At 64.3% G+C, this 12869-nt stretch carries 10 protein-coding genes; 8 read left to right on the top strand and 2 right to left on the bottom strand.

The genetic code is table 11. The features are described from left to right. Positions 1–68: 68 nt before the first annotated feature. Complete coding sequence (gene hexR / locus VF716_RS10145; RefSeq protein WP_013981383.1) at positions 69–935, bottom strand: transcriptional regulator HexR; 867 nt, start codon at positions 933–935, stop codon at positions 69–71. Positions 936–1076: 141 nt separating this feature from the next. On the opposite strand from hexR, the gene zwf reads away from it, so the two are divergent. From zwf to trhP, 8 genes are all read left to right on the top strand, one after another. Further along, positions 1077–2519: a glucose-6-phosphate dehydrogenase gene (zwf, locus tag VF716_RS10140; protein ID WP_013981382.1), complete on the top strand. Its 1443-nt coding sequence runs from the start codon at positions 1077–1079 to the stop codon at positions 2517–2519. Positions 2520–3152: 633 nt separating this feature from the next. Continuing rightward, positions 3153–3668 (top strand): diaminobutyrate acetyltransferase, encoded by a 516-nt coding sequence (gene ectA, locus VF716_RS10135; RefSeq protein ID WP_013981381.1) that lies wholly within the window; start codon positions 3153–3155, stop codon positions 3666–3668. After that, positions 3665–4942, top strand: a complete 1278-nt coding sequence (gene ectB / locus VF716_RS10130) for a diaminobutyrate--2-oxoglutarate transaminase (protein WP_019407431.1) — start codon at positions 3665–3667, stop codon at positions 4940–4942. The genes ectA and ectB overlap by 4 nt, the downstream gene beginning before the upstream one ends. Positions 4943–4952: 10 nt before the next feature. Further along, the gene (locus VF716_RS10125; protein WP_013981379.1) at positions 4953–5354 is read left to right on the top strand and encodes an ectoine synthase; all 402 of its coding nucleotides are present in this window, start codon (positions 4953–4955) and stop codon (positions 5352–5354) included. Positions 5355–5421: 67 nt separating this feature from the next. Further along, entirely contained in the window at positions 5422–6330 is a 909-nt protein-coding gene (gene thpD, locus VF716_RS10120) for an ectoine hydroxylase (RefSeq protein WP_011911424.1), read from the top strand. 152 nt (positions 6331–6482) lie between these two features. After that, a complete protein-coding gene (locus VF716_RS10115; protein ID WP_013981377.1) occupies positions 6483–7913 on the top strand; it encodes an aspartate kinase in 1431 nt (476 codons plus the stop codon). A gap of 184 nt (positions 7914–8097) precedes the next feature. Further along, the gene (locus VF716_RS10110) at positions 8098–8316 is read left to right on the top strand and encodes a YdcH family protein (protein ID WP_283259126.1); all 219 of its coding nucleotides are present in this window, start codon (positions 8098–8100) and stop codon (positions 8314–8316) included. A gap of 123 nt (positions 8317–8439) precedes the next feature. Next, a complete protein-coding gene (trhP, locus tag VF716_RS10105) occupies positions 8440–9813 on the top strand; it encodes a prephenate-dependent tRNA uridine(34) hydroxylase TrhP (RefSeq protein WP_125871545.1) in 1374 nt (457 codons plus the stop codon). A gap of 21 nt (positions 9814–9834) precedes the next feature. On the opposite strand, the gene VF716_RS10100 is transcribed toward trhP, so the two are convergent. Further along, complete coding sequence (locus VF716_RS10100; protein ID WP_125841888.1) at positions 9835–12666, bottom strand: putative bifunctional diguanylate cyclase/phosphodiesterase; 2832 nt, start codon at positions 12664–12666, stop codon at positions 9835–9837. Between the last annotated feature and the right edge of the window lie 203 nt (positions 12667–12869).

The raw sequence follows: 12869 nt of genomic DNA, 5'->3' as shown, positions 1-12869 counted from the left end.
ACCAGCATCGGCGCTGCGGATGACAGCCTGAAGTCAGCGCGATGACGCGTCCATGAAGCCGCCGCGGCTCACTCCTCGTGCGTCTTCACCGTCTTCGGCGACAGACGCAGGCTGCGCAGGCTGCGCTTGACGCTCTTGAGGTGGTTGACCAGGCTCGGCCCGCGAGCCATGGCCACCCCCATCGCCAGCACGTCGATCACCACCAGGTGGGCGATGCGCGAGGTCAACGGGGTATAGATCTCGGTGTCTTCCTGCACGTCGATGGCCAGGTTGATCGTGGCCAGCTCGGCCAGCGGCGTCTGGCTCGGGCACAGGGTGATCAGGGTAGCGCCCGACTCACGCACCACGTTGGCAGTGATCAGCAGGTCCTTGGAGCGGCCGGACTGGGAAATGCAGATCGCTACATCGGTGGGCTTGAGCGTGACCGCTGACATCGCCTGCATGTGCGGATCGGAATAGGCCGCGGCCGACAGCAGCAGACGGAAGAACTTGTGCTGCGCATCGGTGGCCACCGCACCGGACGCGCCGAAGCCGTAGAACTCGACCCGCTCGGCCTTGGCCATGGCGGTGATGGCGCGCTGCAGGGCATCCGGGTCGAGGCGCTCACGCACCTCCATCAGGGTGTGCAGCGTGGTGTCGAAGATCTTCAGCGCGAAGTCAGCCACCGAGTCGTTCTCGCTGATGGCGAACTGGCCGAAGCTGGCGCCGGCGGCCAGGCTCTGCGCCAGCTTGAGCTTGAGGTCCTGGAAGCCGAGGCAGCCGATGGCCCGGCAGAAGCGCACGATGGTCGGCTCGCTGACGCCGACGGTGTGCGCCAGGTCGGCCATGGAACTGTGCATCACCGAGGCCGGATCGAGCAGGACATGGTCGGCCACCTTCAACTCCGACTTCCGTAGCAGGCTTCTCGACTGGGCGATGTGTTGCAGCAGATTCACGTGGCGGGCTCGCTATGCTCACGACTGAGGGCTCGTTCGGGCGCGACAGGCACCGCTCGGCCATCAGCGGGTTGTAGTGGGGCGGTAGTTATACTACAAGCCTCGCCATGACGCCCATTTTTTGCCCCTGGGAGAGATTCGATGTCGATTTCCTGTGACATGCTCGTGTTCGGCGGGACCGGTGACCTGACGCTGCACAAACTGCTTCCGGCGCTGTATCACCTGCACCGCGACGGCCGCCTGCATGCCGACGTGCGGATTCTCGCCCTGGCGCGCAAGAAGCTTGACCGCGACGGCTACCTGGCCCTGGCCGAGCGTCACTGCCGCGCGCAGGTCGCACGCGGCGACTTCAGCCCGGACACCTGGCAGGCCTTCGCCCAGCGCGTCGACTACTTCGCCATGGACGCCTCCCAGCGCAGCGACTACCTGCGTCTGGCCCAGCACCTCGGCCAGGCCAACGGCCGCGTGCGGGTCTACTACCTGGCCACTGCGCCCGATCTGTTCGAACCCATCGCCGCCAACCTGGAAAGCGCAGGGCTTGCCGGTGACGATGCGCGCATCGTGCTGGAGAAGCCCATCGGCCATTCGCTGGATTCGGCGCTGGAGATCAACGAAGCCATCGGTGCGGTGTTCCCCGAAGCGCGCATCTACCGGATCGACCACTACCTGGGCAAGGAAACGGTGCAGAACCTCATGGCGCTGCGCTTCGCCAACGCCCTGTTCGAACCGATCTGGCGCGCCGGGCATATCGACCACGTGCAGATCACCGTGGCCGAAACCCTTGGCGTGGAGAACCGCGGCGGCTACTACGACAATGCCGGCGCCATGCGCGACATGCTGCAGAACCATCTGCTGCAGCTGCTCTGCCTGGTAGCGATGGAGGCGCCGGTGCGTTTCGATGCCAAGCACATCCGCGGCGAGAAGGTGAAGGTGCTCGAAGCGCTCAAGCCGATCACCGGCAACGACGTGCTGGACAAGACCGTACGCGGCCAATACGGCGCCGGGCGCATCGGCGGTCACGACGTGCCGGCCTACTACTTCGAGCCCAACATCGACAACGACAGCGACACCGAAACCTTCGTCGCGGTGAAGGCCGAGATCGACAACTGGCGCTGGGCCGGCGTGCCCTTCTACCTTCGCACCGGCAAGCGCATGGCGCGCAAGCGCTCGGAGATCATCATCACCTTCAAGCAGGTGCCGCACCTGCTGTTCGCCAAGGGCGAGGTCAACCGCCTGGTCATCAGCCTGCAGCCGGAAGAAAGCATCAGCCTGCAACTGATGGCCAAGGCACCCGGCAAGGGCATGCAGCTCGAGCCGGTGGAACTGGACCTCAACCTGGCCCATGCCTTCAGCAGCACCCGCCGCTGGGAGGCCTACGAGCGCCTGCTGCTGGATGTCATCGAAGGCGATTCGACGCTGTTCATGCGCCGCGACGAGGTGGAAGCCGCCTGGAACTGGGTCGATCCGATCCTGCGCGGCTGGAGCAGCTACTACCGCAAACCGCGACCCTACCCGGCCGGCGAGGACGGTCCGGAACAGGCACACCAGTTCATCGAACGGCAAGGCCACAGCTGGTGGCAATGATCCTTTTTCGTGACCAGAAAGTTACCGGATGAGATGCCCGCAATTGCTCTCTCGCGAATTAGCCCGGAGCGCCCGAATAATGCGCGCTAGAGGGCAGCGAGAACTTTGCGGCGACTACGAAGCGTGACTCAAACAATTAAGAGCGGGAGCCGGGAGAACTGCGGAATATATGGGCGTCACACTAGCGCCATATATTCCGGACTCGATCACAGAAGTCTTACGAATATCGAATCGCCCAGCGCGGCCTTATCCGCCCAGCCCCTTCGTTTTTCCCAGACGCCCCGCGCAAGCTACCAATCCGCCGCGCCAAGTACCGCCACAGCCCTCGCCCGGCGTGGCTTTCAGCCAGACAGACCGCCAGTCAGAGAACTTCTGACGCGCTTTGCGCTCGAACTTCCAGCCTGAATTCAAATTGCATTTCGGTGACAGCTAAGTTGCCCGGCAAGCTGACCATCGCAATACACAGAAACATTCTGCGCGCCAGCGCAGTTATCATGCGGGTTTCAGCGGCAACAGCGACGCACACTTCCCATATTCCGTTACATGGGTTGAGAAACTTGTGCGGATATGCCTACCCTAAAAAGGAATTCAATCAACAACCCCAAAGGCATTGTTTTGAGTTTCCCCACCGTAATGCTCCGTCGCCCAACCGACGGCGACGGTTACAACCTTCATCAGCTGGTGGCGCGCTGCCAGCCCCTCGACACCAATTCGGTCTACTGCAACCTGCTGCAGTGTTCCGATTTCGCTGATACCGCCATCGCCGCAGAGAACGCCCAAGGCGAGCTGGTCGGTTTCATCTCGGGTTACCGCCCCCCTTCGCGGCCGGACACGCTGTTCGTCTGGCAGGTCGCCGTCGACAGCTCGATGCGCGGTCAGGGGCTGGCCCTGCGCATGCTGCTGGCACTGACCGCCCGGGTCGCTCGCGAGTACGGCGTGCGTTACATGGAAACCACCATCTCGCCGGACAACGGGGCGTCACAGGCGCTGTTCAAGCGGGCCTTCGACCGCCTCGATGCCAACTGCACGACGCGCACGCTGTTCGCCCGCGACACACATTTCGCCGGTCAGCACGAGGACGAGGTGCTCTACCGCGCCGGCCCGTTCACCGTTTCCCATCTAGAAGAAGAGCTCAAGGAGCACGCATGAAAACTTTTGAACTGAATGAATCCAGGGTTCGCAGCTACTGCCGTTCCTTCCCCGTGGTCTTCAAGCAGGCCCAGGGCGCCGAACTGGTCACCCAGGACGGCAAGCGCTACATCGACTTCCTCGCTGGTGCCGGCACGCTCAACTACGGGCACAACCACCCGGTGCTCAAGCAGGCGCTGCTCGAGTACATCGAGAGCGACGGCATCACCCACGGCCTGGACATGTACACCGAAGCCAAGGAGCGTTTCCTCGAAACCTTCAACCGGCTGATCCTCGAGCCACGCGGCATGGGCGACTACCGCATGCAGTTCACCGGCCCGACCGGCACCAACGCGGTCGAGGCGGCGATGAAGCTGGCGCGCAAGGTCACCGGGCGCAACAACATCATCAGTTTCACCAACGGCTTCCACGGCTGCAGCATTGGCGCGCTGGCCGCCACCGGCAACCAGCATCACCGCGGCGGCTCCGGCATCGGCCTCTCCGACGTCAGCCGCATGCCCTACGCCAACTATTTCGGCGACAAGACCAACACCATCGGCATGATGGACAAGCTCTTGTCCGACCCATCCAGCGGGATCGACAAGCCCGCCGCGGTGATCGTCGAGGTGGTCCAGGGCGAAGGCGGTCTGAACACAGCATCGGCCGAGTGGATGCGCAAGCTCGAGAAGCTCTGCCGCAAGCACGAGATGCTGCTGATCGTCGATGACATCCAGGCCGGCTGCGGCCGCACCGGGACTTTCTTCAGCTTCGAAGAGATGGGCATCCAGCCGGATATCGTCACGCTGTCCAAGTCGCTGTCCGGCTACGGCCTGCCGTTCGCCATGGTGTTGCTGCGCCAGGAGCTGGACCAGTGGAAGCCCGGCGAACACAACGGCACCTTCCGCGGCAACAACCATGCATTCGTCACGGCGGCCGCGGCAGTCGAGCACTTCTGGCAGAACGACACGTTCGCCAACAGCGTGAAGGCCAAGGGCAAGCGCATCGCCGACGGCATGCAGCGCATCATCCGTCGCCACGGCCCGGATTCGCTGTTCCTCAAGGGCCGCGGGATGATGATCGGCATCAGCTGCCCCGATGGCGAGATTGCCGCCGCAGTGTGCCGCCACGCCTTCGAAAACGGCCTGGTGATCGAGACCAGCGGCGCCCACAGCGAAGTGGTCAAGTGCCTCTGCCCGCTGATCATCAGCGATGAGCAGATCGACAAGGCACTTTCCATCCTCGACAAGGCCTTTGCCGCCGTGATGAGCGAGCAGACCGAGAACCAAGCTTCCTGAGGTATCCGCCATGATCGTCAGAACCCTCGCCGAGTGCGAAAAGACCGACCGCAAGGTCCACAGCCAGACCGGCACCTGGGACAGCACGCGCATGCTGCTCAAGGACGACAAGGTGGGATTCTCCTTCCACATCACCACCATCTACGCCGGCAGCGAGACGCACATCCACTACCAGAACCACTTCGAGTCGGTGTACTGCATCAGCGGCAATGGCGAGATCGAAACCATCGCCGACGGCAAGATCTACAAGATCGAGCCGGGCACGCTGTACGTGCTGGACAAGCATGACGAGCACCTGCTGCGCGGTGGCAGCGAAGACATGAAGCTGGCCTGCGTCTTCAACCCGCCGCTCAACGGGCGCGAAGTGCATGACGAAAGCGGCGTCTATCCGCTGGAGGCCGAAACCGTCTGATACCGGTTAACCGGGGCGGCCACCGCGCCGCCCCGCCATTACAAGAAAGGAGGTAAGCGTGAACCCTATGCAAGCCGACCTGTATCCCTCGCGCCAGGAAGACCAGCCCAGCTGGCAGGAACGCCTGGATCCGGTCGTCTACCGCAGCGACCTGGAGAATGCGCCGATCGCGGCAGAGCTGGTCGAACGCTTCGAACGCGACGGCTACCTGGTCATCCCCAATCTGTTCAGCGCCGACGAAGTCGCGCTGTTTCGCGCCGAACTCGAGCGCATGCGCCAGGACCCGGCCGTCGCCGGTTCGGGCAAGACCATCAAGGAACCCGACAGCGGTGCGATCCGCTCGGTGTTCGCCATCCACAAGGACAACGAGCTGTTCGCCCGCGTCGCAGCCGACGAGCGCACCGCCGGCATCGCCCGCTTCATCCTTGGCGGCGACCTGTACGTGCACCAGTCGCGAATGAACTTCAAGCCCGGCTTCACCGGCAAGGAGTTCTACTGGCACTCGGATTTCGAGACCTGGCACATCGAGGACGGCATGCCGCGCATGCGCTGCCTGTCCTGCTCGATCCTCTTGACCGACAACGAGCCGCACAACGGCCCGCTGATGCTGATGCCCGGCTCGCACAAGCACTACGTGCGCTGTGTCGGAGCCACACCGGAAAATCACTACGAGAAGTCCTTGCGCAAGCAGGAGATCGGCATCCCCGACCAGAACAGCCTGAGCGAGCTGGCCAGCCGCTTCGGCATCGACTGCGCCACCGGCCCCGCCGGCAGCGTGGTGTTCTTCGACTGCAACACCATGCACGGCTCCAACGGCAACATCACGCCCAGCGCGCGGAGCAATCTGTTCTACGTCTACAACCACGTGGATAATGCCGTGCAGGCTCCGTTCTGCGAGCAGAAACCGCGCCCGGCCTTTGTCGCCGAACGCGAGAATTTCAAGCCGCTGGACATTCGGCCGCAACAGTATCTCTGAGGCGATGGGGCGCGTCTGATGACGGGCCCCTTCCCCCGGCTTGGCCGATCGCTACCGGCCCAGGGAAATTCACTCCAGCTCGTTGATCGACAGGTGCGCCAGCTGCGCGCCGGGCCCGTCAACGGCCTGCCAGATTCGGACGCTATAAAAAGATGCATACCGTGGAAAAGATCGGCGGCACGTCGATGAGCCGCTTCGAGGAAGTTCTCGACAATATCTTCATCGGCCGCCGGGAAGGCGCAGCGCTGTACCAGCGTATCTTCGTCGTCTCGGCCTACAGCGGCATGACCAACCTGCTGCTGGAGCACAAGAAGACCGGCGAGCCCGGCGTCTACCAACGCTTCGCCGATGCGCAGAGCGAAGGTGCCTGGCGCGAAGCGCTGGAGGGTGTGCGCCAGCGCATGCTCGCCAAGAACGCCGAGCTGTTCAGTTCCGAGTACGAACTGCACGCCGCCAACCAGTTCATCAACTCGCGCATCGACGATGCCAGCGAGTGCATGCACAGCCTGCAGAAGCTTTGCGCCTACGGCCACTTCCAGCTCTCCGAACACCTGATGAAGGTGCGCGAGATGCTCGCTTCCCTCGGCGAAGCCCACAGCGCCTTCAACTCGGTGCTGGCGCTCAAGCAGCGCGGCGTCAACGCGCGCCTGGCCGACCTCACCGGCTGGCAGCAGGAAGCACCGCTGCCGTTCGAGGAGATGATTTCCAGCCACTTCGCCGGCTTCGACTTCAGCCGCGAACTGGTGGTCGCCACCGGTTACACCCATTGCGCCGAAGGCCTGATGAACACCTTCGATCGCGGCTACAGCGAGATCACCTTCGCCCAGATCGCCGCCGCCACCGGCGCACGCGAGGCCATCATCCACAAGGAATTTCACCTCTCCTCGGCCGACCCGAATCTGGTGGGTGCCGACAAAGTGGTCACCATCGGCCGCACCAACTACGACGTCGCCGACCAGCTGTCGAACCTCGGCATGGAGGCGATCCACCCGCGCGCCGCCAAGACCCTGCGTCGCGCCGGCGTCGAACTGCGCATCAAGAATGCCTTCGAGCCCGAGCATGGCGGCACGCTGATCAGCCAGGACTACAAGTCCGAGAAGCCCTGCGTCGAGATCATCGCCGGGCGCAAGGACGTCTTCGGCATCGAGGTGTTCGACCAGGACATGCTCGGCGACATCGGCTACGACATGGAGATCAGCAAGCTGCTCAAGCAGCTCAAGCTCTATGTGGTGAACAAGGATTCCGACGCCAACAGCATCACCTACTACGCCTCCGGTTCGCGCAAGCTGATCAACCGCGCCGCGCGGCTGATCGAGGAGCAGTACCCGGCCGCCGAGGTCACAGTGCACAACCTGGCCATCGTTTCGGCCATCGGCTCCGACCTCAAGGTCAAGGGCATTCTGGCCAAGACCGTGGCCGCTCTGGCCGAGGCCGGCATCAGCATCCAGGCGATCCACCAGTCGATCCGTCAGGTGGAGATGCAGTGCGTGGTCAACGAGGAAGACTACGACGCCGCCATCGCCGCGCTGCACCGCGCACTGATCGAGCCGGAAAACCATGGCGACGTGATCGCCGCAGCCTGATTCGGGCTTGCAACACAAAACGCCGGGCTCGTCCCGGCGTTTTGTTGTCTGCGCGACCGCCCATCCCGTATGACGCCGATCAATACCGCCCGCTCGGGGCGGGAGGACCATGGCTGCAAGCGGCGCCTGCCGGTCGCAAGACGCGCGAGGCGCCCCATCGCTCCCCCATGAAGCAGGAGTTGCCATGTTCCCCGAGTACCGCGATCTGATCACCCGTCTCAAGGCTGAAAACAAGACCTTTGCCCGCCTGTTCGACGAGCACAACGACTTCGACCAGCGGGTGAAGAACATCGAGGCGCACATCGTGCCGGGCACCGACAGCGAGGTGGAAAACCTGAAGAAGCAGAAGCTGCAGCTCAAGGATCGCCTCTACGACATGCTCAAGGAGGCATCTGTCGCCTGACCCCCTGCGCGCCCCGCTCGCTGGGCGCTGCCTGCCGCGTCGTTGCGGACAACGCTCGACGCGCAATCGCCCGGCAAGCGCAGTAAAATGCCGCGCTTTCGATACCCCTGCGAGTCCCGCGCCATGAACACCCCCAACCGCACCGAGCTGCTGTCGCCTGCCGGCACGCTGAAATCCATGCGCTACGCCTTCGCCTACGGCGCCGATGCGGTGTACGCCGGGCAGCCACGCTACAGCCTGCGCGTACGCAACAACGAGTTCGACCACGCCAACCTGAAGGTCGGCATCGACGAGGCCCACGCGCTGGGCAAGCAGTTCTACGTGGTGGTCAACATCGCCCCGCACAACGCCAAGCTCAAGACCTTCATCAAGGACCTGGAGCCGGTGGTGGGCATGGGGCCGGACGCGCTGATCATGTCCGACCCGGGCCTGATCATGCTGGTGCGCCAGCATTTTCCGCAGCAGACCATCCACCTCTCGGTACAGGCCAATGCGGTGAACTGGGCGACGGTGAAGTTCTGGGAAAGCCAGGGCGTCTCCCGGGTGATCCTTTCCCGCGAGCTGTCGCTGGAGGAGATCGGCGAGATACGCGAGCAGGTGCCGGGCATGGAGCTGGAAGTGTTCGTCCATGGTGCGTTGTGCATGGCCTATTCCGGTCGCTGCCTGCTGTCGGGCTACATCAACAAGCGCGATCCCAACCAGGGCACCTGCACCAATGCCTGCCGCTGGGAATACAAGACCCACGAGGCCAAGGAGGACGAACTGGGCAACTCGGTGCACCTCTACGAGCCCATCGCCGTGCAGCAGGTCGAGGCGCAGGGCAACCCGACCCTGGGCGTCGGAGCGCCCACCGACAAGGTGTTCCTGCTCGAGGATGTCTCGCGGCCCGGCGAGTTCATGGAGGCGACCGAGGACGAGCACGGCACTTACATCATGAACTCCAAGGATCTGCGCGCCGTGCAGCATGTCGAGCGGTTGGTGCAGATGGGCGTGCACTCGCTGAAGATCGAAGGCCGCACCAAGAGCCACTACTACGTGGCGCGTACCGCGCAGGTCTACCGCAAGGCCATCGATGATGCACTGGCCGGCCGGCCGTTCGACAAGTCGTTGATGGACACCCTCGAATCCCTGGCCCACCGCGGCTATACCGAGGGTTTCCTGCGCCGTCACGTGCACGACGAATACCAGAACTACGAGCGCGGCTTCTCGCTCTCCGAGCGCCAGCAGTTCGTCGGCGAGCTGACCGGCGAGCGGCGCAACGGCCTGGCCGAGGTGAAAGTGAAAAACCGCTTCGCGGTCGGCGACAGGCTGGAGCTGATGACACCGCAAGGCAATCTCAACCTGCGCCTGGAGACCCTGGAAAGCAGCCGCGGCGAGGCCATCGAGGTTGCGCCGGGCGACGGCCACACCGTCTATCTGCCGGTCCCGCAGGACGTGGACCTGCACTTCGGCCTGCTGATGCGCGAGCTGGAGGGCGGCAGCAGCACCCGCGGCTGAAGCTGGGCGGGCAACCCCCCGCTAGCGCAGCAGCTCGGCGAACTGCTCGGCCGGCACCGGCGGGCTGAGCAGGTAGCCCTGGATTTCGTCGCACAGGTTGGCCTTGAGGAAGTCCATCTGCGCCTGGGTTTCCACGCCCTCGGCCACCACTCGCCGTTCCAGGCTGTGAACCATGGCGATGATGGCACGGGTGATCGCCGCATCCTGGGTGGAATGCTCCACCTCGCTGATGAACGAGCGGTCGATCTTCACGTAGTCCACCGGGAAGCGCTTGAGGTAGCTCAGCGACGAGAAACCGGTGCCGAAGTCGTCGATCGCCAGCTTCACGCCCAAGGCACGCAATTGCTCGCTGATGCTGATGGCGTTATCGATGTCGTCCAGCAGCTGACTCTCGGTCAGCTCCAGTTCCAGCATCGCTGGCGGCAGCCCGGTCTCTTCCAGCACCTGGCGCACCAGACTGACGAAGTTGCCCTGACGCAGCTGCTTCACGGAGAGGTTCACCGACACGCGGATGTCCGCCAGCCCTTCCTGCTGCCAGCGGCGTGCCTGGCGGCAGGCCTCGCGCAGGACGAACTCGCCCAGCGGAATGATCAGCCCGGTTTCCTCGGCCAGCGGAATGAAGTCCGCCGGCGTGACCAGTCCGCGCTGCGGGTGGCGCCAGCGCACCAATGCCTCGGCGGCTTCCAGGCTGTCGTCGGCCAGACTCAGGCGCGGCTGGTAGAAGACTTCCAACTGGCCGACTTCCAGCGCCTTGCGCAGCTGGTTCTCCAGTTGCAGGTAGTGCATGCCGGATGCCTGCGGGCGGTCGGTGAAGAACTGCAGGGTGTTGCCGCCCAGGTGCTTGGCCTGCTGCATGGCGGTGCTGGCCTGGCGCAGCAGGACCTCGGCATCGCGGCTGTTGTCCGGCAGCAGGCTGACACCGATGGAAGCGCTGATCACCAGCTCCTGTTCGCCGATGACGATCGGCTTGCGGATGCGCTGCAGCAGACGACTGCCCAGGTGCGCCAGACCGCTGAGGCTGCCGTAGGCATCGAGCAGCACGACGAATTCGTCGCCGGACAGGCGGGCAATGGTGTCGGCCTCACCGAGGGTCTGGCTCAGCCGTCGAGACACCTCGCGCAGCAACGCATCGGCCGCCTCGTGGCCGAGGCTTTCATTGAGCAGCTTGAAACGGTCCAGATCGATATACAGCACCGCCATGTTGCGGCCGTTGCGGCGAACCCGCTGACAGGCTTCCTGCAGCCGCTCCTTCAGCAGGCCGCGGTTGGCCAACCCGGTGAGGTCGTCGTAATGGGTCAGGTAGCGCAAGCGCTCCTCGATCTTGCGCCGCACGCTGAGGTCGGAGACGAAGGCGACCACATGGGTGACGCTGCCGTTGGCATCACGCACCTCGCGCAGCTGCACCCACTGCGGATAGACCTCGCCGCTCTTGCGCGTCTCGATCAGCTCGCCCTGCCAGTGGCCGTGCCGCTCCAGCGCCTCGCGCATGGTCTCGTACTGCCGCTGGCTCTCCGGCGAGCCGGCGATACGCGCCACGCTGTGGCCGAGCAGTTCTTCGCGGCTGTAGCCGGACAGCGTGCAGCAGGCGTCATTCACCGCCAGGACACGGTAGCGATCATTCATGATCACGATGCCTTCGCTGGCGGCCTCGAACACCGTGGCGGCCAGGCGCTGCTGCTCGGCCTGACTGCGCAGCTCGCTGATGTCACGGCGCGTGCCGATCATGCGCAGCGCACGGCCATTGGCGTCACGCTGGATCACCCGCCCGCGGTCTTCCAGGCATAGCTCGCTGCCATCGGCGCACAGGGCACGGTACTCGATGACGAAGGATTCGGTTTCGCCCTTCAGATGGGCGATCAGGGTGGCACGCACGCGCTGCAGGTCGTCGGGATGGATATCCGGCAGTCGCGAACCGTCTTTGCCGTAGCGATTTTCCAGGCCGATGCCGAACACCACCTGCATGCGCGAGTGATGTACACGGTTGTACTGCAGATCCCAATCCCACAGGCCGAGGTCACTGGCCTCCAGCGCCAGGGTCAGCCGCGCCTCGCTCTCGCCGAGTTCGGCGGTGCGCTCGGCGACGCGCTGTTCGAGGCCGTCGTAGGCGCTGCGCAGCTGCTGTTCGGCATGCCGGCGCTGCTCGACCTCGGTGGCCAGGCGGCCATTGAGCAGGTCGGCTTCGCGGCCGGCCTTCTCCAGCCGCTCGATCAGCCGCTGCCGGTGCAGGCGTTGTTCGATGCTGTCGGTAACCAGCCGGCTGATCTGCCAGGCGATCAGACTGAGCGTCGCCAGCACGATCATCGCCAGCACGCCCCAGCCCTGCTGCAGCGGCTCGCCGCTGGTCATCAGCAGCAGTCCCGCCGGCAACAGACAGGGCACGGCGAAACTGAAAAAGGCCGGCAGGCTGACGCCATAGGCGACACTGGCGGCCAGCACCACGGAGCCCATCAAGCCGTAGAGCAAGGCCTGGGTGACAAAGGTATCGGCCGGCACCAGCGCCACCATGGCGTAGGACAGGCTCAACGCCGAGGCACTGCTGCCCAGCAGGAAGCGCCAGCGCCAGTGCGGCGCCGCCTGCGCCTCGGGGCTGGCTCGATTGAAGGCTCCGACCTGCTGCAGGCGCAGCAGCCCGAGCGTGGCCATCCAGCCCAGCCAGACGCCGAGTTCGATACCGCCCTGTTCGGGCCAGAGCACCACCCCGCAGATCAGCGTGGTGAGCAGCAACAGCAGGGCGGGAGTGCGCGAACCGCGATACAGCAACCGCGTGTGCTCGGCAGCCTGCTCGACCGCCGAAGCCTCGTCAGTGACATGCTGCGTTGACGCCGGGCAGGCGGCTCGAATGGAATCGGTCATGAATATTGTTCTAGTAGTAACTGCACCCGAATCAGGTTCCGGCGGAACCACAACACGGCCGATAATGGCACGTTGCTAGCCTCACGTCATATCGCGCTGTGTCGGAAATGCCATGATCGCCGTCCGAACCGACCAGCGGATCGTCGGCACCAGACGTGATGCCGCCTTTGCTGCAGCTGCGCCGGATTGCCGCAAATGCCGCG

It is taken from the genome of Stutzerimonas sp. Brlt_14, assembly GCF_051948915.1.
GTDB classification, from domain to species: Bacteria; Pseudomonadota; Gammaproteobacteria; order Pseudomonadales; family Pseudomonadaceae; genus Stutzerimonas; species Stutzerimonas stutzeri.
The sequence above is the reverse complement of the archived record's forward strand: the minus strand, read 5'-3'. Positions and strand labels throughout refer to the sequence as shown.

Coding starts and splice junctions, on each gene's coding strand:
- zwf (WP_013981382.1), top strand. CDS start 1,077: ATGTCGATTTCCTGTGACATGCTCGTGTTCGGCGGGACCGGTGACCTG.
- ectA (WP_013981381.1), top strand. CDS start 3,153: ATGCTCCGTCGCCCAACCGACGGCGACGGTTACAACCTTCATCAGCTG.
- ectB (WP_019407431.1), top strand. CDS start 3,665: ATGAAAACTTTTGAACTGAATGAATCCAGGGTTCGCAGCTACTGCCGT.
- VF716_RS10125 (WP_013981379.1), top strand. CDS start 4,953: ATGATCGTCAGAACCCTCGCCGAGTGCGAAAAGACCGACCGCAAGGTC.
- thpD (WP_011911424.1), top strand. CDS start 5,422: ATGCAAGCCGACCTGTATCCCTCGCGCCAGGAAGACCAGCCCAGCTGG.
- VF716_RS10115 (WP_013981377.1), top strand. CDS start 6,483: ATGCATACCGTGGAAAAGATCGGCGGCACGTCGATGAGCCGCTTCGAG.
- VF716_RS10110 (WP_283259126.1), top strand. CDS start 8,098: ATGTTCCCCGAGTACCGCGATCTGATCACCCGTCTCAAGGCTGAAAAC.
- trhP (WP_125871545.1), top strand. CDS start 8,440: ATGAACACCCCCAACCGCACCGAGCTGCTGTCGCCTGCCGGCACGCTG.
- VF716_RS10100 (WP_125841888.1), bottom strand. CDS start 12,666: ATGACCGATTCCATTCGAGCCGCCTGCCCGGCGTCAACGCAGCATGTC.